This is a genomic window from Pararhizobium sp. (genome assembly GCF_965279435.1).
Lineage (GTDB): Bacteria > Pseudomonadota > Alphaproteobacteria > Rhizobiales > Rhizobiaceae > Pararhizobium.
The window spans coordinates 1,964,149-1,987,247 of record NZ_CBDIHY010000003.1 but is presented as its reverse complement, the minus strand read 5'-3'; the positions used below and the strand labels follow the sequence as shown (position 1 = coordinate 1,987,247).

Annotated in this window: 29 protein-coding genes and 1 tRNA gene; 7 read left to right on the top strand and 23 right to left on the bottom strand. The window is 58.6% G+C overall.

The window, feature by feature from the left end; all coding sequences use genetic code 11:
* The first annotated feature begins 114 nt into the window (after positions 1-114).
* A tRNA-Thr gene (locus tag ACQY8Q_RS15205) sits at positions 115-190 on the top strand.
* Positions 191-777: 587 nt separating this feature from the next.
* Here ACQY8Q_RS15205 and ACQY8Q_RS15200 read toward each other — a convergent pair.
* On the bottom strand, positions 778-1,767 hold the full coding sequence (locus tag ACQY8Q_RS15200) for an RNA ligase family protein (RefSeq protein ID WP_428427340.1): 990 nt from the start codon (positions 1,765-1,767) through the stop codon (positions 778-780).
* A 189-nt stretch (positions 1,768-1,956) separates the two neighbouring features.
* On the opposite strand from ACQY8Q_RS15200, the gene ACQY8Q_RS15195 reads away from it, so the two are divergent.
* Both ACQY8Q_RS15195 and ACQY8Q_RS15190 read left to right on the top strand, forming a co-directional pair.
* Positions 1,957-2,175, top strand: a complete 219-nt coding sequence (locus tag ACQY8Q_RS15195; protein ID WP_428427339.1) for a hypothetical protein — start codon at positions 1,957-1,959, stop codon at positions 2,173-2,175.
* A 378-nt stretch (positions 2,176-2,553) separates the two neighbouring features.
* Positions 2,554-2,874: a hypothetical protein gene (locus ACQY8Q_RS15190; RefSeq protein WP_428427338.1), complete on the top strand. Its 321-nt coding sequence runs from the start codon at positions 2,554-2,556 to the stop codon at positions 2,872-2,874.
* A 152-nt stretch (positions 2,875-3,026) separates the two neighbouring features.
* Here ACQY8Q_RS15190 and ACQY8Q_RS15185 read toward each other — a convergent pair whose 3' ends face one another.
* Positions 3,027-3,584, bottom strand: coding sequence for a hypothetical protein (locus ACQY8Q_RS15185; RefSeq protein ID WP_428427337.1), 558 nt, complete (start codon positions 3,582-3,584; stop codon positions 3,027-3,029).
* 258 nt (positions 3,585-3,842) lie between these two features.
* On the opposite strand from ACQY8Q_RS15185, the gene ACQY8Q_RS15180 reads away from it, so the two are divergent.
* The 3 genes from ACQY8Q_RS15180 to ACQY8Q_RS15170 all read left to right on the top strand — a co-directional run bounded on the left by ACQY8Q_RS15180 (position 3,843) and on the right by ACQY8Q_RS15170 (position 5,143).
* Complete coding sequence (locus ACQY8Q_RS15180) at positions 3,843-4,115, top strand: hypothetical protein (protein ID WP_428427336.1); 273 nt, start codon at positions 3,843-3,845, stop codon at positions 4,113-4,115.
* Positions 4,116-4,190: 75 nt separating this feature from the next.
* Entirely contained in the window at positions 4,191-4,868 is a 678-nt protein-coding gene (locus tag ACQY8Q_RS15175) for a hypothetical protein (RefSeq protein WP_428427335.1), read from the top strand.
* Positions 4,865-5,143, top strand: coding sequence for a hypothetical protein (locus ACQY8Q_RS15170; RefSeq protein WP_428427334.1), 279 nt, complete (start codon positions 4,865-4,867; stop codon positions 5,141-5,143). The genes ACQY8Q_RS15175 and ACQY8Q_RS15170 overlap by 4 nt, the downstream gene beginning before the upstream one ends.
* A gap of 178 nt (positions 5,144-5,321) precedes the next feature.
* On the opposite strand, the gene ACQY8Q_RS15165 is transcribed toward ACQY8Q_RS15170, so the two are convergent.
* The 20 genes from ACQY8Q_RS15165 to ACQY8Q_RS15070 all read right to left on the bottom strand — a co-directional run bounded on the left by ACQY8Q_RS15165 (position 5,322) and on the right by ACQY8Q_RS15070 (position 21,070).
* Positions 5,322-5,561 carry a hypothetical protein gene (locus ACQY8Q_RS15165; protein WP_428427333.1) on the bottom strand — a complete coding sequence of 80 codons (240 nt, stop codon included), beginning with the start codon at positions 5,559-5,561 and terminating at the stop codon, positions 5,322-5,324.
* On the bottom strand, positions 5,555-5,788 hold the full coding sequence (locus tag ACQY8Q_RS15160) for a hypothetical protein (protein ID WP_428427332.1): 234 nt from the start codon (positions 5,786-5,788) through the stop codon (positions 5,555-5,557). Before ACQY8Q_RS15160 ends, ACQY8Q_RS15165 begins: the two co-directional genes overlap by 7 nt.
* On the bottom strand, positions 5,785-6,591 hold the full coding sequence (locus ACQY8Q_RS15155; protein WP_428427331.1) for a glycoside hydrolase family 108 protein: 807 nt from the start codon (positions 6,589-6,591) through the stop codon (positions 5,785-5,787). Before ACQY8Q_RS15155 ends, ACQY8Q_RS15160 begins: the two co-directional genes overlap by 4 nt.
* Positions 6,588-6,845 (bottom strand): hypothetical protein, encoded by a 258-nt coding sequence (locus tag ACQY8Q_RS15150; RefSeq protein ID WP_428427330.1) that lies wholly within the window; start codon positions 6,843-6,845, stop codon positions 6,588-6,590. The genes ACQY8Q_RS15155 and ACQY8Q_RS15150 overlap by 4 nt, the downstream gene beginning before the upstream one ends.
* A gap of 71 nt (positions 6,846-6,916) precedes the next feature.
* Complete coding sequence (locus ACQY8Q_RS15145; RefSeq protein ID WP_428427329.1) at positions 6,917-8,797, bottom strand: hypothetical protein; 1,881 nt, start codon at positions 8,795-8,797, stop codon at positions 6,917-6,919.
* 137 nt (positions 8,798-8,934) lie between these two features.
* On the bottom strand, positions 8,935-9,255 hold the full coding sequence (locus tag ACQY8Q_RS15140; protein WP_428427328.1) for a hypothetical protein: 321 nt from the start codon (positions 9,253-9,255) through the stop codon (positions 8,935-8,937).
* A 54-nt stretch (positions 9,256-9,309) separates the two neighbouring features.
* Positions 9,310-9,519: a hypothetical protein gene (locus tag ACQY8Q_RS15135; RefSeq protein WP_428427327.1), complete on the bottom strand. Its 210-nt coding sequence runs from the start codon at positions 9,517-9,519 to the stop codon at positions 9,310-9,312.
* 7 nt (positions 9,520-9,526) lie between these two features.
* Positions 9,527-11,386: a hypothetical protein gene (locus ACQY8Q_RS15130; protein WP_428427326.1), complete on the bottom strand. Its 1,860-nt coding sequence runs from the start codon at positions 11,384-11,386 to the stop codon at positions 9,527-9,529.
* Positions 11,386-11,931, bottom strand: a complete 546-nt coding sequence (locus ACQY8Q_RS15125) for a hypothetical protein (RefSeq protein WP_428427325.1) — start codon at positions 11,929-11,931, stop codon at positions 11,386-11,388. Before ACQY8Q_RS15125 ends, ACQY8Q_RS15130 begins: the two co-directional genes overlap by 1 nt.
* Positions 11,931-14,423, bottom strand: coding sequence for a hypothetical protein (locus ACQY8Q_RS15120; protein WP_428427324.1), 2,493 nt, complete (start codon positions 14,421-14,423; stop codon positions 11,931-11,933). The genes ACQY8Q_RS15125 and ACQY8Q_RS15120 overlap by 1 nt, the downstream gene beginning before the upstream one ends.
* A 165-nt stretch (positions 14,424-14,588) precedes the next feature.
* The gene (locus tag ACQY8Q_RS15115) at positions 14,589-15,161 is read right to left on the bottom strand and encodes a hypothetical protein (protein WP_428427323.1); all 573 of its coding nucleotides are present in this window, start codon (positions 15,159-15,161) and stop codon (positions 14,589-14,591) included.
* Positions 15,162-15,220: 59 nt separating this feature from the next.
* The gene (locus ACQY8Q_RS15110; RefSeq protein WP_428427322.1) at positions 15,221-16,018 is read right to left on the bottom strand and encodes a hypothetical protein; all 798 of its coding nucleotides are present in this window, start codon (positions 16,016-16,018) and stop codon (positions 15,221-15,223) included.
* A 9-nt stretch (positions 16,019-16,027) separates the two neighbouring features.
* Complete coding sequence (locus ACQY8Q_RS15105) at positions 16,028-16,453, bottom strand: hypothetical protein (RefSeq protein ID WP_428427321.1); 426 nt, start codon at positions 16,451-16,453, stop codon at positions 16,028-16,030.
* 35 nt (positions 16,454-16,488) lie between these two features.
* Positions 16,489-16,854: a head-tail joining protein gene (locus ACQY8Q_RS15100; RefSeq protein WP_428427320.1), complete on the bottom strand. Its 366-nt coding sequence runs from the start codon at positions 16,852-16,854 to the stop codon at positions 16,489-16,491.
* Positions 16,854-17,093, bottom strand: a complete 240-nt coding sequence (locus ACQY8Q_RS15095; protein WP_428427319.1) for a hypothetical protein — start codon at positions 17,091-17,093, stop codon at positions 16,854-16,856. Before ACQY8Q_RS15095 ends, ACQY8Q_RS15100 begins: the two co-directional genes overlap by 1 nt.
* Positions 17,090-18,028, bottom strand: coding sequence for a glycine-rich domain-containing protein (locus ACQY8Q_RS15090; RefSeq protein WP_428427318.1), 939 nt, complete (start codon positions 18,026-18,028; stop codon positions 17,090-17,092). Before ACQY8Q_RS15090 ends, ACQY8Q_RS15095 begins: the two co-directional genes overlap by 4 nt.
* 2 nt (positions 18,029-18,030) lie before the next feature.
* Positions 18,031-18,354 carry a hypothetical protein gene (locus ACQY8Q_RS15085; protein WP_428427317.1) on the bottom strand — a complete coding sequence of 108 codons (324 nt, stop codon included), beginning with the start codon at positions 18,352-18,354 and terminating at the stop codon, positions 18,031-18,033.
* A gap of 82 nt (positions 18,355-18,436) precedes the next feature.
* Positions 18,437-19,465: a major capsid protein gene (locus ACQY8Q_RS15080; RefSeq protein ID WP_428427316.1), complete on the bottom strand. Its 1,029-nt coding sequence runs from the start codon at positions 19,463-19,465 to the stop codon at positions 18,437-18,439.
* A 29-nt stretch (positions 19,466-19,494) separates the two neighbouring features.
* Positions 19,495-19,860, bottom strand: coding sequence for a hypothetical protein (locus tag ACQY8Q_RS15075; RefSeq protein WP_428427315.1), 366 nt, complete (start codon positions 19,858-19,860; stop codon positions 19,495-19,497).
* A gap of 25 nt (positions 19,861-19,885) precedes the next feature.
* The gene (locus ACQY8Q_RS15070) at positions 19,886-21,070 is read right to left on the bottom strand and encodes a hypothetical protein (protein ID WP_428427314.1); all 1,185 of its coding nucleotides are present in this window, start codon (positions 21,068-21,070) and stop codon (positions 19,886-19,888) included.
* 177 nt (positions 21,071-21,247) lie between these two features.
* Here ACQY8Q_RS15070 and ACQY8Q_RS15065 point away from each other — a divergent pair, with 177 nt between their 5' ends.
* Entirely contained in the window at positions 21,248-21,805 is a 558-nt protein-coding gene (locus tag ACQY8Q_RS15065; RefSeq protein WP_428427313.1) for a Uma2 family endonuclease, read from the top strand.
* Between the two features lie 43 nt (positions 21,806-21,848).
* On the opposite strand, the gene ACQY8Q_RS15060 is transcribed toward ACQY8Q_RS15065, so the two are convergent.
* Entirely contained in the window at positions 21,849-22,562 is a 714-nt protein-coding gene (locus ACQY8Q_RS15060; RefSeq protein ID WP_428427312.1) for a hypothetical protein, read from the bottom strand.
* Positions 22,563-23,099 lie beyond the last annotated feature (537 nt).

The following is a 23,099-nucleotide window of genomic DNA, read 5'->3' as shown; positions in this document are numbered from 1 at the left end:
CCTCCCCTTGCCCAAGCTTTTTTCCCGTTCTCAAAACTGATGGCTTGAAATCACGCCCGTTTGCAGGTATCAGCCCCTCACACATCGTTTCGCAACCGTGCGGAACGCATGCTGGCCGCTTTAGCTCAGGTGGTAGAGCACATCATTCGTAATGATGGGGTCAGAGGTTCGAGTCCTCTAAGCGGCACCACTCTCATGTCACTGAAATGATTAGATAAAATGGCTTTTGCCAAAATGGCTCCGTGAACTACGTCTCCCGAAACGTCTCCCGATTGAAGTTAGGTCTCACTAAGTTCAAATCTGAGGGACGATAGACGGAGACGTTACAGGTGGCTGATCTGGAGCAGCCATAGTCGTCAGTCAATTTTGAACTGAAGACCACGTAGTTTCATTTCCGGGATGTTCGTTATTGGATTCGGTTTGCAGTTGAAGGTCTCGTCGGTTGCCCGTAGCCTCTTCTTACTCGACCGCGGTGCCCTCATGAGAGCTGTACGTTCACCGACGACGCGGTAGAGTCTAAACATCCCCTGTTCCCTGCAAGATTCGACGTCGCTGAAAACGTAAAGACCCCCGAAGTTGCCCTCGGAGGTCTTGGACGGCCGCAGCCCTAGTTTGATCGTCTTTCCGATCTGTCAGGTCAACCACGCCAATGGTCAGGAATCCTGATTGCGCAGGATAGGGATTCGAACCCTTTTCTCACCTGATCTCGACCACCGAGGCGGAATTGAACCGCACCACAGATTGTATGATTGCCGCCGGCGGTGCCAAGCGCAAGTCCTAAGCAGCCAACTGCCAGAGGCTCGTCTTGAATCGGTTGGCGGCAGCACTGCCGATCTTCTTCTTGGCGATGCCAACATCGAGGCCTGCCGCTTCCATCGTGTCAGACTCCTCCTTGACGACATCTCCGACAACCCACCGTGCAAAGTCACCCGTCGACTGAATGGCGATAGGCAGTCCATGTTCCTTCAGAAATTCGATACCCTGCTCTAGGCGACGCGCTGAAAGAGCGTCTTCGACGAAGGCGGCCATCGTGCCGGGGTTCTCGGCCGTGATGGCCGCCAGTGTGCGGACGCGGTGGCTGGAATGCTTGTCTCCCTTCACCTTGAACCGGATCCTGTGGCCGAGGACATCCGCCGACCAGACCACGCCCTCGCCCACGCCAGACACGCCGAAATGTTTCCCGACCGGACATTCCTCTTCGACGGCCAACGTGATCGCAACCAGCTCATTCTGGACGAGCTGTGGATTTTCCATGTCAACGGCGACAGTCCACGTCGGGAAGTCGGTTGACTTGAATGTTTGGGGCGGCAGTCCAGCCAGCTCAGCAATATCGATGTAGTCGCCGTCGACGACGTGACCTTCGAAGATGACGAACATAGTCGGAAGACCGGTGAGCGCAACGCCATGTTGGATCGTCCCGCCGCACCATTCGCCGTAGACGATCAGGTTTCCGAACGGCGCCGCCATCTGCTGCCAGGCGGCCTCGTGCTGAGATGCCCAGGCCGCGAAGCCAGCGTTGTCGTCATCAGGAGTAAGGTCACGGTTGCGGGACTGGTAGCCAACCACACCGTCGCGGACGACGACAGCGGCATTGGTGCCGTGGAGCTTCACCGTTCCTGTGAAGACGACTTCTGGAAATTTCCAGTTGCGTAGCATCCCCTCGATGGGGTTGCCGTCGGCATCACGGCGGCAGTTCTGCTGGAAAGACAGCTTGTGTACTGCCCCGATTGCGTTCCTGAATTGGTCGATGCTGGGGTATCTGATCATGACAACTTCCTTCTGTTAGAAGAAAATTGTCAGTCGGCCGGCGGAAATTCCCCAACGCTAAGATGTTGACAAGAAAGGGCTATTCAGAAATCGTCGGACGACATCAGACTCCGCTTGACTCCTGAGGCTGCGAGAACAAAATAGGAACAAATTCCGTTGACCACGGAAGCCGCCATCTAGGAGATCACAATGCAAAAACAGCTCACCCTCGAAGAAACTGTCACCCAGTCGCTCGATGAGGAGGATCTGGCCGCATCTGTATTGGCGGCCGCAGGTGGTGATCCGCTCGTCGCGATCCGCTCTTTGATAGACGACGCCGATTTTTTCAGGGATCAGCTCTATGTCGCATCGACGCTGATGAGCGCCGGGATCAGCCGCGGGTGGAAGCCCAAGTTCGAACGTGGCTGATGAAGCACCGAAAGGGCATCGACTTGGGAACGCCGCGGGATCAGTTTGTCCACACGCTCAGCCAGGAGGAAACCGCTTGGCTGACGTTTGACAGGCTCGAGGAATGGTATGACCTCGGAGTACGATGCAGCCGGTGTGAGCGTGAGGGATGGGTTGACCGCCACGAGCTTGCAAAGAGGTGGCCGGGTGTCGTGTTCATATCCCTGGTGTCACGCCTTCGCTGTCGGAAGTGTGGCAACAAAGGCGGAGGCTCCTTCATGATCCGGAAGCAGCCTCGCTGACCCGATCGTGAGTTGTTAAGCCTACGATCGCGTCAGGGGCTCACAACAACTTCGGGTCCCTGTATCGATGTCTTCGACGAAACCAGGAGCCGCGCACATGTCCATCTACACTTCCAAAAATCCGGCAGGAACAGCGGCTCTCGAACTCGGTCTCCTGACCGTCGGCCTTGTGAACAGCTTCGCAGATGCGCATGAAGCCGGGAAGCGTAATGCCGATGCCGCCCGCGCTCGTCGCAAAGAACACGAATACGACTGCTCGCTCTTCGCAGCTCGTATTCGTGCTGACGACCTCGGCCGGGAAGCCATCGCGTCCGCGAAACGGGTGGCAGCGCTTGAAGCTGAAAACCGCAATCTCCGCATGGCTCTTCAACAGCGTCAGACTATCATCTCCCGCCTGACGAAGGCACGCGCCGCATGAGTGGCCTTTCAGACGAAGACCTGTTCGACCGCGTCGGCGACCTGATGCACGAGATCCCTGAACTCGCGCGGTCGATCCGGCAATTCGAAATGCAAAAGCGCCCGGCTTTAACCTCGGGCGCTTTCAGTTTCAGTTCCGACTGGGTGACAGTTTCAACCGCGGCTGAAGGGCTTCTTGCTAAGATGAAGGCCGCGAACGACTTCTATGTACCGCTCTCGGATTAGATTCTCCTTCGTCTGCAACACGATCGGCTCCGGGGCTGCCTCCGGGGCCGATTCTGCGCGGAGCTTGGTAAGATACGGGATGGCCTTCAGGGCCCTCAACGACATCTCGCACGACGGGTGGCCTGATGCCGACAGCAGGGCCAGGTCGCCGTCGGACAGGCTGACAAGCCAGTCCTGCTGCTCCGGCGTGAGCTTTCCGAGATCGACCGTCGGTCTATCCATCAGTCCTGCAGACGCATAAGCCAGAACTACGTCGGCCGGTGTCATCTCCGCATTCATCAGATCAGCCAAAGCTTGCTTGTCGGCCTCCGCCGCAGCCGCATCGTCGACGTCGCCGAGCTTGATGTTCTCGTGCGCGCCGCGGGGAGCGGTCGGATGGATCCCGAAGATCCCGAGGATAGCCGTCCATATCCCGCTCAGCACGCTCCAGATCGCTTCCAATGCGAATTGCATCCACGAGACCGGGTTCCACCATTTCTTCTGCATCGCCGTCCTCCTTGTTGAAAGAAGAGCGTGCGGCCGTCGGCGGAAACCCACAAATCGCCATCCGCCGGCGGCGGAAATAGACAAGATTTGTTGCATCCTGGTTAGCCAATGTAGCCACAAATGTTGACAACCTAAGTTATTGCTATGGTTTCACAATTCGGCAAAAAATAGTTGAGATTAAGGGTTGTCTACTGCCGGGTATTCGGTCACCATTTCTATACCGGATGCGCGGCAGTAGACGAAACAAGGAGAACGACGATGACCACACTCAAAAATTTTGCGGTCGCAGCCAACGGCACTCATCTCGGCATCTATCAAGCTGTCGACGCTGATGCAGCCGTGCTCGAGTATGTCCGTGCCGCTGGCTACAAGACGATCGATGAAGCCGCATTTCTGCACATTGATGAAAAATACGAGTTGACACCTTGGGAGATCGACTTCCGACGTCAAGGCTGGCTTGCAGAGCTGGAGGTCGAAGAGATCCTCGAGCATACCGACCGATCTCTCATCAAGCAGATCAGGGCCGCCTGACGATGGCCCCGTGGCTGGGGCCGAAACCTCCCCTTGGGAGGTCGCGGTAGCCAATCTACCCGGAGGAACACAACAATGGAGACAACTCCAACATACAAAATGCGCCCCGCAGACATCACGTTTCATTACCGCGAGGTCTGTAGCTATCTGACGCGTCACGATATCGATGCCGAAGCTCGCGCCAAGATCTGTGGCCTGGCCGAGCAGACGATGAAACAGTACGGCGCGCTTGACGGCACGACCGCACACCGCAAGATCCCTCTTGCTACTCTGAACTTGCTCCGGGAAGCCGCGATAGAGGCTTACTGGACGGCTGCTGAGAACCCATACCGGACATCCGCCAGGTTCTTGCATCGCGACAACTACATCGTGCCGACATTGATTGCGCTCCGCGCCGACGGCAGCATGTGCGAAAGACACCCGCACCCGCTTCGCGTCCGCGAGCGTGCCGACAACCACGGCGGGTATGTCATCGACACCACCGGAACCCCATCTACGGCGGTTTTCGACGAACCCGCCGAGCTTCGAAGCCGGTGGCGCAAGGCGGCATACAGGTGCACGTGGCCGCCGACAGAGGGCTATCTCACCGTCGAAGAATTCCTGTGCCAGCAAGCTGACTGTTGTCCGTACAGCCTCTGGCGGATCGGAACTGAGTTTGGATTATGGGCTATCCAGCCGACGAAGGCGATGGTCAAGCGGCTTGAGAACGCGATCCGGGATCTTGAAATGCCGGAAGAAGGAGTAGCCGCATGACACGAGCATTCACCAGGAACAAGCCCCTGTCGAAGACCGCTACCAAGGCCGCCGCAAAATTGGCCAAGTACGATGCCGTTCCAAAATCTGGACCAATCGTACCGAAAACGAGACCGATTTTCGTCCGCCACCGCTGGGATGGTGAGAGGGACTGCGTCGTTACCCAGCGCCGTTATTTCTTCACGCCGTCGTCGAAGGAAAAGGATTGGCATATCCTCGGCTCGATCGATGAGATCGAAGCTAGGGAGAACGCCGGTCAGATATCAATGTTCTGACGAAGGTGGACGACAGGGAAAAGGCCGGGAGATGATCCCGGCCTTTCTGATTCATGGCTTCCAACCGCAGTGACTTTCGCCGTACCGATTATGCTCGAGGAGCTGTCGAGCAGTACCCGACGACATCGTGACCACGTCCTCGGCCGTCGTCCGGATAGCCCGGTTGCCGGAACACCAATCAGTCGTGGCGCACCCACCGAGCAAGCTCGTCACGAACAGCAACATCATCCATCTTGCTAACGTGGTCATCGATCTTCTCCCGATCCTTGGCAGCCGCTGCATCTCGCGCAAGCTGTGTGGCCTTCTCGGCGGCCTGACCGTCGGCATAGATTTTCCAGTAGACGGCGACCGCGATGGCAACGATCGACGTCCATTTCGCAACCGTCTGGCCGATGGTGGATGTCAGCCAGGTCAGCATGGGCGTGCACAGCGAGGCTTGCGGGACAGCTTGCCGGACTTCTTCTTTTCCCAGAGTGACCACGCAACGCCGACGGCGGTAATGAGAACACCTGCGAGCTGTGTCGTCACGTCAGACATCTGTGAATCCGTCATGCCTTCGGCGAAGATGCCTCCGGCGATCAGCATGAGACCATGCCGGAGCACGAGTGCGAGGATGGTTACAAAGGGGGCGAGCATTCCGTTCATGCGAGTTCTCCAGAGGCGACGGCGGCGTAGGCTTCTGCACGCGCAGACTGCGTGCGGGAGCGGTGAATGAGGTAGATTGCGAGAGCGACGAGGCCTGCGGCTGCGGCGAGAAGCAGGATGGATTCGATGCCGGTCAGATTCGACCAGTCGGCCTGAGAGGCAGCCCCGCCGGATGCGGCTCCAGAACCTGCAGATGTCGTCGCCGCCGACTTCGAGTTCTTCGAAGCGACATCGGATTCGATGGCTGCGGCCTTGAGGATCGACGACTTCGATGCGCCCTTCGACGACAGCGCCATTCCGACAGCCGAAGCTTCGACACCTGCTACGCGGGAAGTCCAGCCACGTCCGAACGTCGTGAAGGTCGACAGCCCCCGGAGAAACCCCATGCGCTTCGCACACATGGCCTTGATCGTCTTGACAGCATCAGCCTTGGTAGCCGCGGCGACGGTGCCTGCGCCGACCACTCCGTCAGAACTGACACCCAGTGCCGACTGAAGCCACTTGGCACCACGGCTGACACCGCTGTTAACGGCTCCGTCGAACGTGGCGTAGTCCAGCCCGGCAGGAAGATCGTCGAAACGCACCTTGTCGGCATAGTTCCTGCGATAGATGGCTGCCACCTCTGCCTCGGTGGCTGTGAATACATCGCGGAGCGCCTGCCCCTTCGACTTGCGCCAGGAATCATAGACCGCCTTCGTGATGCCACGGGACGTACGTCCGCCTGGATCCTTGGGATGGTCGACGTTGCCGCCTTCGTGCTTGAGGACGAGCTTGAGAGATGCAGGATAGTTGGAAGCTGTCATGTTGCGTCACCCACACTGATGTGGATCGGCAGTCCCAGAGCTTCGATGATGGCCGTGCACATCCGGAAACCAAGGGGCTCACCGCGCCGGAGAGCGTCGATGTGAGCCTTGCGGATGGACTTGTAGCGAGGACGGATATCCTTCGTGCCGAGACCTCGGCTGTCGATGTGATGGAGGATCGCTTTGCCAAGCGTGTCCTCGATATCAACCGCCGTGTAAGGTTTCCACGGCTCTGGAATGTAAGTGCAGCCCATCGAATGAACGTCTCCCCAATAGACGTTCATGTTATGTTATAACGTATGCAACTTTCCAGCGCCGGCGGCGTTCACGCGCGATATTTGTCGCCGACGAGCAAGCCGACCTGTCGGTTTCCGTCGCAATGACCGATGTGCCATGCCCCAGCCCATGCTGTCGGCCCTTTGGCGTAGGCCGCACGGAAGATCAGGTTGCCCATGGAAATCACCCCGTCGAGCCAGGAAAGGATATGGTCGTGCGCTTTCGAGATGTTGATACCGAGGCGGGCGAGACCGACGGTCGACCCTTTAGATCCGCCGGAACCCTGGTCGCCGTGGAAGTTGTAGAATGTCCCATAGACGTTCAACGGATCGTCTGACGTGATCAGCGTGAAATCAGCATCGGGAACAGCACGCCGCAATACCCAGTCGAAGACGTCAAATTTGGCCGCCTGATCGACAGCCGCCCTGTATTCATAGTTGGCCTGGTGCCAGAGCTTGGAATTCTCGACGGCAACCTCGGTGGACGGCTTCTGAAGCCAGCGGTGCAGGAAGTCGTCGTGGTTGCTATAGATGATGTAGCTCTTGCACCATTCGCGACTTGTCTCGGCAACAAAACGGGCGGCCTGTTCGATCTCAGGCTCGACGGCCGTACGCTTCTCAGAATGCCGACGGTACATCGCCAACGGATTCCGTTCTTCGTGGTGGTTGATGGCAGCGCCGTCGAAAAGATCGTTGAACGCCTGGCCTGATGCCTTCACAAGATCGATCAGCGGGATGTCGTCGACAGGATTTCCACCGTAGCCCCACAAGGCACGCGCGTATGGATCATGTATTCCGGCGCGATGGGTGCAGGGAATACCCATGAACGGCCGCTGGATCAGGCCTGCGATGTCTATATCTACCGCTTCGTCGACAGTATGAACTTCTGCGCCGCTGACGATAAGATCCAGGTCGAAAAAGTCGCCGTTATCGTCGGCATCCACATTCCTGATGAAGACTTCGTCATTGTTGTCGATCTCGACAATGACGAAGCCCATCGTGTGATTCTGAAGAGCCTTCAGCCCGGCTTCCTGGGTCACATAGTTGGGGACCGTGCAGGCTCCCGTCGACCACATGGTGATTGGCTCGTCGTACTGCCCTCTAGGAACGGATGTGATGGCACGTTTGGGGTGCGCAAAAAGAGATGTGATGCCGCGGATGTATCGGTTTAAGCCGGTCAGCGGATTGGATTTTGTCGGCCGCATATTCATCTCGGCGCAAAACTGGATCTTGGGATGAAGCTCCACACGTTCGCGGGTCACGAGATCGGCTATCAGAGATGACCATGGCGCGACTTCCATGATATCGGCCTTACGGCGCTTCGCGAACAATGATTTGCCGTACGTGGCGCCGCCGATGATGATGTCATAGCCACCTCGAGCTTCTGACAGGGCGCACATGTTGATGAGAAGTGGTCCATGGACAGGCGTGAGCGCCTGGGCCATCGAGATGATGTAACCGCGCTTCAACGAGGTCCTAGGTGCAGGTACATTCGGTGAGACCCAGATTCCGTCGGTGTCCTTCGCGGCATCGTAGTCGTCTGGCCACATCACGCCCGGATCGACCTTGAGGCCGACGAGTTGCTGATGTCCGTCCTGATCGGTTTCGTAGATCTCCTGAGGCTCGGCGAATTCGCGATACCAGCCCCGGCCCAACCAGTTGGAAAACGGAACGGTCAGCTCGTCGGTGGCGACGCGGCTGCGCAGATCGTCGATAAGGGAGATGGGCGTTTCGGTGGTGATTTCCTGCGTCGCGGCAGGCTGGACGACGGTTGAGGACTTCGACGCGAGAGCGCTGACCTTCTTGATCCGCGATACGTGACAGCCGAGCTTTTCGGCGATCTGTGCAAGTGTGAAGCCCTTTTCACGGAGTGCTACAACGGCTTCGAGGTGGACGGAATACGGAATTGTGCTGTGTGCGATGTGTGACATTTACTTACCTTCCTTGCCCGTCGTTATTCGCAGGCTTAAGAAGACTGTTGCCGTCGGCGGAGCGCTACGCAAATGGTCAACTCCTTATTTTTAAAGCCGTTTTATCAACTTTGTTGACCTTTCAAGCCAGCGTCTGATTACATCGCCATGTATTTTTCGAAGAAAAATTTGCCGACTACTACTAAAGCCGATGCAATAGCGCCTGCGAACGTGACCAGTCCGGCAAAATAGCCGGCAGACACCCTCTTCTGGATCTTGATCTCGGCCACATCAGACTTCACGGAAGCGATGTCGGACTTGAGATTGTCCATCTCGGCACGCACCGCCGTCTGTGACAGCGAATGGAAGCTGAATTCGACAGCGATCCTCGCGTAATTCTTATTCAGCTCTTTCACATCAGCGCTGAGCGACTTCAAGAGGTCGTAGGTAAGGTCCGTCATCATCAGGTGTCTCGTCATGGGAGTGCAATCTTCCCCGAGCAGACACGACTGTGGTGCAAGTTTCGAGGACGATCAGGATGTCGGCGGCACGAAAACGACACGCGTCTGAACAATGCAGGATGTCGCGTCGACCGGGGTCGTCGAGCCGATGACGATCCCGCTCTCCTCGTCGATGTCGCGCCTGGACATGACATCGTAGGTGATGGCGGTGACGCGGCCGTCGAGGGCTGATCGCACCTTCTTCACGATCAAAGCGCTCAGTGGCATTGCAAGCTTGCTCATGGTGTCCTCACATAACTGGCGACAGGTTGATCTGCATCGGGAGAGGAAGAGGCTCACAGATGACCGTCCCGCGGCGCGACAGCAGGTCTTCCTCGCGGAGAGCCTTGAACGCGATCGAGAGCCGGGTTGGGTTAGCACCGATGGCGGCGATAGGATCGGACGATGCGTTCGCGGCGGCAAGCTGGTCACCCCACTCGTTTTCAAACTCGAAGATCCTCGGAGACTGTGCCTGAAGAGCGAAAGCATCGACGGGGATATTCACGCCGCGGTAGTCGGTGACATAAACAACATCGGCAGTCTGCTGCTCCCCCTCCTCCGGGATGCCTGCGGGCAGACCCTTTCCGGGGATCGACAGCATCGTGATCCGGCCACGGCGTTTCCCGCCGGGCTGGATGGACAGCTCGATCGAGGAGACCTTGCCCGTCATCTCGCCGCCTGGAAGACTCCGGTGGGCGATCCAACAGGAATCTTCCGTGGTGATGTTCCTCGACAGCACCCACGGCAGTTCGAATGTGACCTCTGCACATTGGGCACGTAGCAGCACCTGACGCTTGAGACGACGAATGGCATGCCTGATGGCACGGACACCGCGCGGCAAGTCTACGAATCTCGGATTCCGGGTTGTGCCGATGGGCGCCCGCTTTTCACGGCGCAGCCAGATGAGTTCCTGCGTGACAGGATCGCGCGGCATGAAGTCGATCTGTGCGTCGTGTTCAACCTGGCACGTCCATGCGCGGCCGTTGGCAAGTACTTCCTGGCCGACAACGTAGTGCCGACGGACGAGCGTCTCAGGGTTCTCGTACTGCCATTCCGGCGTGGATGTATCGAGCGTCAGGCTGCCGAGCGTGACGGTATCGACTGGCTCGACTTCCTCGTCGTCAGCAGGAACGTCCTGCAGGCCAGAGGCCAGGCGGATGTCGATGATCTCCTCGCGCTGTTGCTGATAGTCATAGGCAGCCGTCATCAGATACGAGATCCTCTTCGGGCGCACTTGAAGCATACCCCCTGCGGCCGTCCCGAATTTCGGATCAAGGATGGACACCCAATAGGCGGGCTGATCGTCGACGGAGGTGATCTCCGCCTTAGCTAAAGTCCAACCTGTGTCGGAGCCAATGCCGCTTCCGGCTTTCGGGAAACCTGCGATGAAGTCGTCATACGTGAAGGTCGTCACGTCGCCCTGTTCGGCAACCGACTGCTGACCTCTGGCTCTTTGCGTCCAGTTCGCGACGATACGTTGCTGAGTCCACGGGCGTGGGGGATCGTTGATCGAGAGCATCGGAGGCTGTCCCAGACCGTCGGCTCCGATGCTATACGTGATGTCGCTCTCCACGATATGCGTACGCCGAAGAGCCAGGGTCTTGCGATCCCAACGCCACAGCTCCGGGCGACCGCCGAGAGCGGTGTCTGGGTCTTCCTCTGCGGCCGCGCCGTAGAACAAGGGGTCATAGGCCTCGGCGGCCTCACGGTCGGCGGCCGGAGCATCCGGGTCATATGCTACTTCGCGGACACGCAACGCGATCGCAGCCGCCTTCTTCACGATCGTCGACTTGGGCGGGAGGCACTGAAAGCTGATGTCGATGCGACGGTCTGCCATGCCGGTCGGCAAAGGAACAATACGGCCGCGTGCAAGCTCGACAGGAAGATCGTCTTCCTGTCGCTGTTCCCAAAGGACGTAATATCTCTTCGCCGACGTGACGATGCCCGATGATCCGGGATTTTTGACCGTGGCCTTGAAGAAAGATGTGATGGTGTCGCCGACGCGGGTTTCCGTGATCGTCGCCGAGAAGACATCGAATGCGGTGTCAGTGCCATGAATGGCCGGATTGAACGGCACGTCCCACGTGTCGAGTTGTGCGAGTCCGAGCATCAGATGATTCCTCCGACTTCTTCCGTCCCGAGCGACCAAGATACGGATGCTTTGGTCTCTTGATCAGTGATCGACCACGGCTCCGTGACGATGACCTCAAGCTCATACCGGGCAGAGACACGCACCGGGGTGGCTGCGGGCGACGACAGGGTGACAGTCCGGCCGACGACCGTGAACGGCACGTCGTTGAACTCAAGATCCAGACAGCGCACGCTACCAGGATGGATCAGGCGCTCGAAAACGACGGTCGTGCCGCCGACAGGAATCATATCCTCGAACGGTGTCGACGGAACGATCGTGAAGACCGTACCAGGCCACAGCCGGGCAAGCGCAGGTGCGCGCATCTCAGCGTCGCCGGACGTGATCCGGACGCTGAAAAGCCGAAACTCAGGCTCAGACAGGTCTACATACTTCCCGTTCCAGTTACGTTCGATGTCACCAGAGGCGGCAATCGGCGTGATGGTGACGGACAGATCGAAACCCGTCTGCCACCCGATAGCCAGGCGGTCGCAGATGATCTTGGTGGGGGACTGTTGCTCTGACATCAGTTGAACCCCTGTGTTGCAAGCTTAAGTTCTTGCATGACCGCACGCATGTTGGTGTCGCCGGAGCTGACCGTCGCGGACTTGCCGTTGATGTCGATTTTGTAGTTGAACGTCGCCGAAGGTTGCTGAACAGCCGCCTTGCGTTCTGCCTCCTCGCGTTCTTTAGCTTCGCGCTCGGCCTTGTAGATCGGGAACATCACTTTGCGACGCTCGGCGGTTTCCGCACTTTCCTCTTCGTCCTTCCGGTACTGAGCTGCGGCATCTGGTCCGTAGTATCGCGCATTGCCGACACCCCAAATTTGTTCGTCCATCTTTTGACGGAATTTGAACTTCCGATCTTCCGCAGTCACTTCTCCGCCGACCTGCCCCATCGATTCACGTAGGCGGTTACGTACGGCAACACCCTCATCGTCACGACGTGCGAGGAGCTTGTTAACGTATGCGCCGTCCTGTTTCCTGATCGCGTCCGTCTGCATCGCGAAGTGATCTTCCCAACCCTTCTGGGCACCTGTCAGGGAGTAGAAAGCTTCTCCGGCCAACTTGCCCAACGAGAACCCGGCAACCAGCGACGCGCCGAGAACGCCGGCAGCTCGTGTCGCGGCGGCAAGCAGGCTGATGACGCGACCGAGTGTGCCGAGCAGTCCGACCGCGCCGACGGCCGCTCCGGCTGTCGCGGCTCCGGTAGCAGCCCCAGCGCCTGCTGCGGCCGCAGTGGCCGCGCCGCCGAACGCGAACAGCTTTCCAGCCGTGCCGATGACACCCATGAAGGCGAGCTTCAGGACTCCGAGCAGACCCGTCAGGCGCAACATTCCGACAAAGAGGGCGAACGTCGTGATGTCCAGGCTGAAGAAATTGAGGATGGGCTTGATGAGCTCATGCAGCCCCGACAGGACGCTCTTGAACATCTCGAAGGCTTCCCTGACCTTCCCCGCGAAGGCGACGACCTGGTCGCGCAGGCCGTTCATGAACTTGAATTCTTTCGCATCGCCCCCGGTGAAAACGGCAAACGCGTCCATCGCGAAGGCCTTCACAACGAGGAAGCCATCGCGGATCTTGTTGATCCACGCGTAGTCGGAATCCTGTCCCGACATCAGCAGTTTGAACTGTCTTTTGATATCACGCCACACGTCGCGGACGACGACGGACTTCTTGATCAGCGCATCGAGCCAGCCCGTCTGGATGTCGGTGGTATCGCCCTGCAGGAGGGAAATGATATCGGTGACGAACGTCTTCACCGCGATGAAAGACGACGTCACGTACTCGGCGATCTTGACGCGCGACGCTACCACCCAGTCCGTAATCTCGACGTTGGTCTCGGTCAGCACAGGCAGGAGGCTGCGCGAGATCTCAAGCTGTAGGCCTTGGCCAGCAGTCTTAAGATTTCGCTGGGAAACCTCGTATGCCGTAGCCTTCGCTACGTCCGCAGGCGTGGCTACGCCACCCAGACGCTCGAGTTCTTTCCGATATGCTTCGATGCTCTTCCGGCCACCTTCGAGAACAGGGATCATGCCCGGCCCGGCCTCCTTGCCGAACAGCCGGACGGCCGTACGCGACCGCTGAGCAGGGTCTTCGATGCGAACGAAGGCCTCACTGATGGCGACAAGCCCTTCGGCTCCGCCCTTGGTGGCAGCCTCGAAATCGAGACCATACGCCCGAAGGTCGAACAAGCCTTTTCCGACCTCGCCGTAGCCGTCGATGATGGCCTGACGCTGATCGAGGAGCTGTTGTTGCACTTGGACATAGGAGAGATCTCTCAGTCCCTGCGCCTGTTGTGAGTTCCGACGATCGCCAAGGGCATATGTCTGGTTCTGCGCGACAGCGTTGCGATCCATTGCGGCTTCGACGGCCGCCAGCGACGATCCGAAGGCCGCGCTGTATTCGGCGGTCGAAGCATCAGTCATCTCGGAGACATCGATGCCGGGGTTCTTTTTGCCGAATGCGCGGACGGCACGACCTTGCGTGTACCAGAGCTGGAGCTTACGGGAGGACTCGTCGACAGAACGGCCGATCTCTTTGAATTGATCGCTGATGTCGGCTAGGCCAGATACGAAGCCTTCTTTCTCGATGGAGTTTTGGTCGGCCGCGAAGCCGAGGACGGACAGATCCTGCGTCGACATGCGGAGTTTTTTCGCGTCGCGCCCGAGCTTGTCGAGCATCGCCGCGGTGTCCTTGGACGCACGGATGGCAGCCGCTGAAATGGCGGTGACTTTGAGAGCAAGAAGCGCCACAGCCGCCGTAGCAGCCAGAGCGCCTGTCTTCAGAACCTTGAGTCCGCCGTGCGCGCCGAGCTTGCCCAGCTCCTTGCCGACGATCTTGGCTTTTTCACCAAGCGCGGTCAGCGATTTCGTCATCGGCTCGAAGGCTTTAGCAGTGCGCTCGCGGACACGGACGAACGTGTCGGTGACCGACTTCTGAAACGCACGCAGTTTGGCTACGGCATTGGTGATGCCGTCTAGCGCAAACCGCGTTTTGATTTCAGATTTCACTGCCATGCCGTCACATCATCTTTCCTGTCGCCGACAGCACGGCGATCTGTGCCTGTTCCATCAGCTTGCGTTCGTCGGTCGCTTCCATCACCTTCATCGACCAGATCAATCTGGCCGGTGTCATTTCCATGCCGCTGCGCCCCGTCCGGTTTTCGTATTCCGTGGCCAGTTTTAAGAGGCCGACGAAAGTTCCTGAGAGCCAGACTCCGTCAGTAGAGCGTCGACCGCTCTGTCGATCTCGGCCTGCGCCGGGGTCTTCTTTGTCGGCATCTTGGCTGTTTTGATAAGTCCCGCCTGAACGAGCTTGAGCGAGATCTTTTGAAAAAAAACCTCAGGATCAGACCCTCCGAACATGAGCGCCGCAGCCATGATGGCCATGTCGACGGCAACACCGTCCGGAGCGTCGGCGAGCCAGACTTCGAAACGCTCGTCACGCTCGCGCCCGGCGGCACAGGCAACGAAGGCCGCAACGGCTTCATCTCCGGCATCGAACAATGCGTCGACCGGATTGGCTCCATCGAAGACGGCGAGCAGGCTGCGGTAACGCTTGCAGAGGCGGACGGCCTGCAGAAGTGTCGGCGCGCGTAGCGGCACTACCTGGTCAGAGCCGTCGGCTGCGGTGTAGTGGAAATCGGTATACTCATGCGCAACCGATGCCATCAGAAGCTCGACTGCATCCATCTGGACTTCGACGAAGTTTGGGGTTGGCAGGGCGGCGGTCTTGTAGTTGGGATTCAGTACCATGGGGGATCCTCCTTAGTGATCATGGGCGGAGCCTGCAGAGCGCAGGCTCCGATTCTTGGTTATGCGTTGACGATTTCTTCGCGCAGCTCGATGGAGCCGTATCCGAGCGTCGACGTCGAATAGACGTCGCCAGTCAGCGACCCGGCGTTCGCAGCCGACGCATCACCGTTCGAGATCGCCCCATTCGGTGCGAATTCGACTGAAGGCAGGTACAGCGTCAGCGGAGTGCCATTGCCGTCGGCCGACATGCCGATGTACTTGAACTCGAGCGTGGTGCCGGACTTCTCCATGATCTGAAGATCAAGGATCTTGTCGGCTTCGGTGACAGCAGGCAGGTCGTAGCTGAATTCGATTTCAGTCCCGGCGGTCACTCCGGTCGGAAGTGCGATGATTTCGCCGTGCCGCGTCGATGGCGAGAAGATGAAATGGACATCTTCAACCAGCTCGACTGTGCCGTCGGAGCCGCCCGTGACCATATCGATCGTCGCGTCACGGCCGGGAAGTTCGAAAACGTCACCGATCTGCACATCCGGCCAAATGAGCGTCTGGTTGGTCAGAGCGGCCTGCGTCAGGTACCGCTTCGCAGCCAGATACAGAAGCTCATACGTCTCCTCCGTCCATGCCTGCATGCCGGTGAGGACGACCTGCGCCGTATCTTCGGTGGCAATTTTCTTGATCAACCGACGCTTGCCGGTCTCTGCAGAGAAGATGTCGACCTTGGTGATGTTCGGTGTGAATTCTACCGCGTCGATCGGACCGGTCTTGGTCCATTTCTTAGTGCCGGGACGACGGACGAGACCGATGCCACCCATGAGGCGGTGCATTGCGACGAGCGGGCGGATTGGAAGAGTTGCCATTTTGTTCTCCTAAGCAGAAAGGTTTTTGTCGGGGGCGCTGTCGAGCGTCCGAATGGTGCAGGAATATGTGAGCGTCTGAGTGAGCAGCAGGCCTGAGGCGGATGGCTGACCGATGACCCTCGTGGTGCCGTCGTACGACCAGTCCTGAACGCCTTTAATGCCGATGTCCGGCACGCACAGAGCCTTCTCGACGGCGACACAGGCCTCGTCGAGGATGTCTTCAGCGTCGTCGACAGCCTCTTCGACACCGATCTGGATCGAGATCACAAGGCGGCGTTCAATGGGCTTCGAGCCAGGGAAACTGCCGGTGGTCGGAGTGCTGGTCTCGGCGATGCCGATGAGAGCCATCGGGAAGTTGTCGGTCTGGAATTTGCGGAACAGACGGGACGACGCGTAGACGCTGTTGATCACCGAAACTGCTTCCAGCTTCGTCATCAAGGCATCTCTAATCTGCGTCCGTACATGCGTCATCAGGCGGCTTTCGGCTCGATCAGCTCGATCGTGCACATACCGTGACTGTCCTCGGTGCAAGATTCTACGCCGTATGCCCGGCCGCCGATGATGAGCTGATCGCGCCCCTCGTTGCGGAAAAGCAGGCTCAGATCGACAGCCCGCAGAGGCTCGATGAGCAGTGCGGACTCCACGCTGACGAACGCAAACGGAGCCGGGTCGGTCAACTCGATGCCGTCCGCACTACGCACGACGTACGCCGAGTTAAAGATGACGTCGATCAGGTCGACGGACGCGCCGTCGTTCCTTGCCCATAGAGCAGACACCTCTTCGCCGAAGGATCTCATGAAGATGCGCGGGAGGTCACGGAACATGCGCGCGGTCATCAGACGACCTCTGGCTGCGTGTCTGGAGTCTGATCGCCGACGCCGATGAACCTGTTCTGTCGGTCGAACGGCTCGGCAGACTTGATGAATTTGCCGTCCGAATAGCGGAAGCCGGCACACACAGGCTGAGTCTGAGGGGTCGCCGGCACGAACAGAAGTCCGGGTACGTCCGGGTTTCCGATGAAAACCCCGATGACGATTCCCGTCGTCGTGTTTACCGCGATAAATCTGTTAGTCATGCGAGCTCCCAAATCGAAAACTGAATATCCACACACCCATCCGCACCGCTGCCACCAACACCCGTGTTGGTGAACGAGGCTCCGCCGCCAGCGCCAGGGAACCCGCCAGCGCCGCCATCAGGTGGGTAAAACTCGTTGTTCACTGTCGGAGCTCCGCCAGCCCCGCACGAACCAAACTGCGCAGGATTACCCACGCCGCCCGCGGCACCTGGATCATAGCCAGGCTCGGTCGTCAGCATCGGATCAGCCGAGTACGCAAATCCTCCCGCAGAGAAGTAAAACTGGCCATCATCGTCCGTCACTGCAACGCCGCCTGGTCCAGGCCCGTTTTGATTTCCAAAGGTGCCGCCGTAATTCCTCAGCGTAGGATCAGGCATACGACAGTCGCCGAACGAGCACATATCGAACCAAGCCTCTCGCATCGTGGCATCGTCGATTGTCCCGCCATATCCACCTAGCGCGGCTGGATCGTTGTAATTTGACTCCGTGTAGAGATAAAACTGGGTGGCGGAACCTGCATTTGCGCTGCCGTCTGACCCGCCACTCGGGACTGTCCCTCCGGGCCCCCCCGAGCCAACGAAAATGTAAAATGTCGGTGTCATCTCGGAGAGCAATGACTTAAATTTGTATACCCCACCGCCGAACCCTCCGTATGCGCGACCGGGCTCAGCGTAGGGTCTAAGCGCGCCGCCACCCCCGCCACCGATTAGCACGACCTCGGCCTCAACGATTCCTTTCGTAAGAGTTAGAGGTCCATCGTACTCGGCTTGGAGCAAATTAAGCCAGTTGTCTGGATGGGGCAAAATCGTGGTCGATTCCGCGATTCTGAGAAAAGGCTTGCCGCCGTCGACGGTCAGGATGCGTTTGCGCACGAGAGAGCCAGCAGAAGCGCCGGGTCCACCGTTCGCGATCTTGGCAACATTAGGTACCATCATGATCAATTCTCCTGGATCACGACGACTGTGTCGGTGGGCGCAACGATGTGCAGAATCCGGGCACCGCCGGGGACGTTGAGGGGGAAGTAGCTGGGGGTGAATGGAAACGTCTTCGACCCGTCGAATTCTTCACCGCGGAAGATGCCGACGCTGCTCACGTCAGCCGAGACGGCGACCATGATCAGTGTGGTTTCCGGCAGTAGAGTGTGCACGGTGGGAACATCGCCACCCGCTACGAAGATCTGAAACACGCGCTCGCTGTCGAGGAGCATCGCCTGAAATGCATCGCCGCTCGTCGAGACTGAAGTGTCGATTGTGTTGGTCATGGAGCAGCTCCGCGGATGGAATAGGAGGAGCGACACCGGGTAAAGGAGGAGGAAACCCCGGTGTCGCTGAGGTGCCGGTCGCTTATGCGGTCTGCACAACCTTGGTGATCGCCTGAAGGCGGGTGACGTAGGACAGAGGATTGGTCTGCGCCCGGAATTCCACGCCGTCCCCGAAGTCGAGGAACTTGCTGTCGACGTACTGCGGCAGACCGGTGGAGCCGAGGTCGGCCATCGATGTGCCCGGCGCGAAACGCGTCTGGTACATGTCCGGGGCGATCGGGCAGACGTACATATCGTCATCACCGATGAGCTGAACGCCAGCCACCGTCGAGCGAGAGTACTTGACCACCTTCATGTCGGAGGCGATCGAGAAACCGTCGATGCCGAGGTCGTCACGAAGGGCGGAGCCGTCGTTGTAACGTTCGAATGACTTCTCGAAGCTCTGGTGATCGGTGATCGACCGGAAACGGTTCTTGCCGCAGATCGCGACCCAGCCCGTTGCGGAAATGTCGCCGAGATGCTCTTCAGCTTTCTCTTTGGCGGCGATCAGCTCGGAGCGGATCTTGGTGTTGGCGTTGGCGAAATTCACCGAATGCGTCGTCTGGGTCAGCGGGGTGCCGTCTTCGTCGCGGAAGACGTTGAACCAGTTCTGGCGGATCGAGCCGTTATGTCCGCGGACAAGGCCGGTGATCGCACCGAGGCGGCCGATTTCCCAAATGAGCTTGTTGTGCTTGTCGATCTGAGCCATGAGCTGGTTGGTGGCGTTCTGGATCGTCTCGTCCAGCTCGGAGCCAAAAGCGCGTACGCCTTCGAACTGCTTTGCCAGCAGGGACTTCTTCATCGGAAAGTGCGGCACGATGACAGGGATCGCGGAACGCACGTCAGCGTCCGGCGTGAAGCCCGGCGCGCCGACTGGAGCTTCCGGGATGATCGCGAGGCTGCCCTCGTTAAATTCCAGAATCAGTGTGCGCTTGGTCTCGCCCTGCGTATTCCACTCCAGCCATTTGCTGGTGTGCTCGGGGACGTAAGGTTGCGTGTTCACGCTTCCCGTAAGGGCCGCCTTGGTGAACATGGCGTTGCCTGGGTTGAAGATGTTGAGGAAGTCGGTCATTACATATGCTCCATGTTCACGATTTGTTCTTAACGCAGCACGATGCCGGCTGCGGTGATGAGGGCGACGACTGCGGCGCGGGTCGCCGTGGACAGCTCGTCGATATCGGTGAGATGCTCGACACCTTCGAAGGCGCGCTCGAGGACAAGCACCTGCGTGTCGACCTCTGCGAACGTCCGGTCGCGCAGGAAAACGGCGCGTGTGATGTCGGCGATCTGCTCAACCGTGGCTTCGGAAGCTCGGATGAACTTCTCGCCATCGTCGACGAGGATGGTGCCGACTTCGTATGCGTCGACCGTATCAGCGGTCAGGGTGACGACCGACAGCGAGCGGTCGCCGTTGGCCTTGGACGAGATGAAAACGCCGTCCTGCCTCTTCATTGTTACTCTAGTCATGGTGGTCTCCTAAAATGGGTGTGGCTTACTTGCGCTTGTTGAGAACGTCGTAGATCGAGCGGACGGACGGCATCGCCGGAGCAGCCGAACGCTTCTCAGCAGGCTTGCGGTCGGAGGCAGAGGTCGTCGATGCGGACGCGGAACGACCAGCGATGGCCGTGCGGAGTGCCCGCTTCATTTCTACCGGGCGAGCGCCGAGGCTGCGCATGTCCTTGACCAGTTTGGTCAGGCCGTACGAACGGGCGATCGAGCGGATCTCTTCCTCTTCCTTGGCTTCAGCCTCGGTAGGCTCGTCTTCTTCCTCGTCGGCGCGTTTACGCTCCTCGTCGTCGGCCTTGTCAGCATCGTCTTCGTCGGCACGCTTGCCGCGTAGGGCACGAGCACGCTCGAGTAGCTCTTCCGGAGCATCCGTCGCACCGTCTACGATTTCGTCGACAGCGGCGATTGCCTCTTCAGCCGCGGCCACAGCGTCTTCAGCGGCCGATACGACGGCTTCCAGGTCTTCCGATGCAACAGCAACATCCTCGCGGACGCTCCGCTTCTTGTTTCTCAGCTTGGTCATGGTGGTCTTCTCCTGTGATCTGGGTTTCCCGGTGGCCTTCAGCCGTGTCTGGGGGGATTTGGGTTTGGCGGCCGCGCGGAAGGTGACTGTCGACTTGGGCGGTGGCCCCGCGCTCCGGATGAATGCGTTCTCATCGGCTGCCACCGTCACGATCGACGCTTCGGTGAGGAGCCAGGACTTCACGAGGGCGAGAGGAACGTCGCCGTCACGCTCCACGATCTCCGTATCGAGCGGCGTGTAGCCCGCTGAAATCTGCCCGTAGATGCCGTCGGCAATATCTTCGAGGAGATCAGCCCGGCGGCGCGTCAGCGTGGCACGAGCGACAATGGATTTGTCTTCAGCGCGAACATCGGTGACCTTGCCTAGCACTTTGTCTACGGAGCCGGTGTCGTGACCGTCGCATAGGCTCATGCGCGGCGTGCGAGAGTAGTCGAGCCCATCAGTCAGAAGGACTTCATCGACTTGAAGCTCTTTGCCGGGCTCACGCGGGTCGTCGATCCATGTGCGGACAGGTGTCTCTGTCGTCACGATGATGTCGAAGCTACGGGTCTCGCTGTCGACCGATGTCGGCGCTCCTGCCATTGCACGCACGGAAACTGCACGCGCTGTGCGCTGTGCTTCCGGCTGCGGGCGAAGGGGCTTTTTCATGCGGACCTGTCTCAGAAATCTGTTTCTGAGAGGGAGCGTGCCCAGGCTCCGTGCAAGTTCCGAGCGCTCTTGGCATAAAAAGCGCTGTTCGGTAGCAGGTGCCAACAACTGAGCCGAGAGGCGTGGTCACGACATGACGGCAATGATACTATAATGACCTGAAGAAGGGAGCACGACATGGAACACGATCGTGTCTCGGCGGAGGATTTCCTCGATTGGGTTCTCAGCCAGGAGGGCCGATTCGAGCTGGTTGATGGTTATGTCATCGAGATGATGGCTGGTGCAAAGCAGGGCCATAACGTCGTCGTTTCGAACATCGTTTCCTCACTGGGGCCGCAATCGAAGTCTGGCGGCTGCCGAACGACTTCAAGCGACACAGCCGTCCAGACGCTGGCGAGCACCATTCGGTACCCCGACATCGTCGTGGACTGCAGTCCTCCCGACCCGGACGCGATGGTTGCCGAAAGCCCCACGCTTGTTGTGGAGGTCTCGTCCCCCGGCACGAGTTCAGTGGACACCACCGACAGGCTCGACGAATACCGGGAACATCCGGCGATTCGGCTCATCATGTTCGTCGAGCCGAGCAGTGTCCTCGTCAAGCTCTACAGACGCGACAGTGAAGGAGCGTGGGGGTCCGAGAAGTACGATGACCTTGCAAGCGTGGTCGACATGCCGGAGATCGGCGCTTCTCTCGAGCTGTCCGAAATTTATGACACGCTCATGCTTGCACTCTAGTGGGGCAAAAGGCCTCCCTAACCCGGAGGCCTTGATGCTGTTGCTAGTCTGCGATTTCGAGGAGGAAGTCCTGCCAGCTCGGTGCGCTGATCATCTTGAGCAGATCTGACATCGTCCGCACACCGTGTTCGTACGGCATCAGATCGTAGCGAACGCGCCCGAGCTCATGGACTGCATCCGGTGTATGCCTGACACGCACATGATATGACGCCCTTTTCCGGTTGCCAAGATCGACGAAGCGGATCATCAACTCCAGAGGAATGGTTTTCGCGAGACGCGCCTTGCTCATTACGGAATATTGCCGCTCGAGCACCGCAGAGTCGGACATCAACTCGGGAAGGCATCGCGTGTCACGATCAGGATCCTCAGCCTGAACGACAGCCAACAGCATGGCCTCGACGGCCGCAACACCTGCGGGGCTGTATGCCGTGTCCGGGAGCTGCAGAAAAGGGCGTGACCGCATCAGATCTTCGATCATTTCGTACTCGACGTATTCGTCGACACGCAATTCAATCGCGGCACTGTACAAGTGGAATGACTTATTGTTCTTCGTGATCAGATCGACGAACGGCAGTCGATCGTTCCGCGGACCGATGACAAGCTGGTTGGTTCGACCGATGTACGCGGGATTTACAACCGTATGCTCGGCATACTTCGGCTGGAACTTGGTCTTCAAAAGCAAATCGACCGCTTTCACGACGGGGTCGATGGGTAGAGTGGTCGATGCAGTAGAGGCAATACGGCTAGAATTGAACACAAGGGTCTCCTTTAGTTGTGTTGATTCATCAGCATTCCTTTCGTTGCGGTGGGATCTACCCCACCTGCTGCCATCCGATAGGATCGACCCTATCTGGACGCGGTCCGTCGGTGGGATCGACCCGCACCTGACGTAAGTCAGTCTTTATAATCCGCCGAAGCTGTTGCTAATCGCGTCGAGGATCTTCTTCCACCGAGGCCGCGCCGCTAGGCGAAGCCTCTCGTCTTCGTAGTACTCTTTCAGGAACCAGGGACTGGGCAGGGTCGATTTTCGGCGGTGTCGGCGTGCCATCGTTGCTGCCATCCCTCTCATCATTCCAAGACAAAGGGACCGATACACGCCTAGCATGTCGGTTGCAAGATCCTTATCGGAGTATTTCTAAATTAAGTTGACCATCTATACGTCAAACGGCGGTATCTAGGCAAGTGTAATTGTTGACAATGACGAGTTGGTTAACGGATTAACTCTCTCAGTGTCAGTTTGATACACCGATATACATTGTTGACAATACCGCGATCTGGAAATCGACGTCGATGT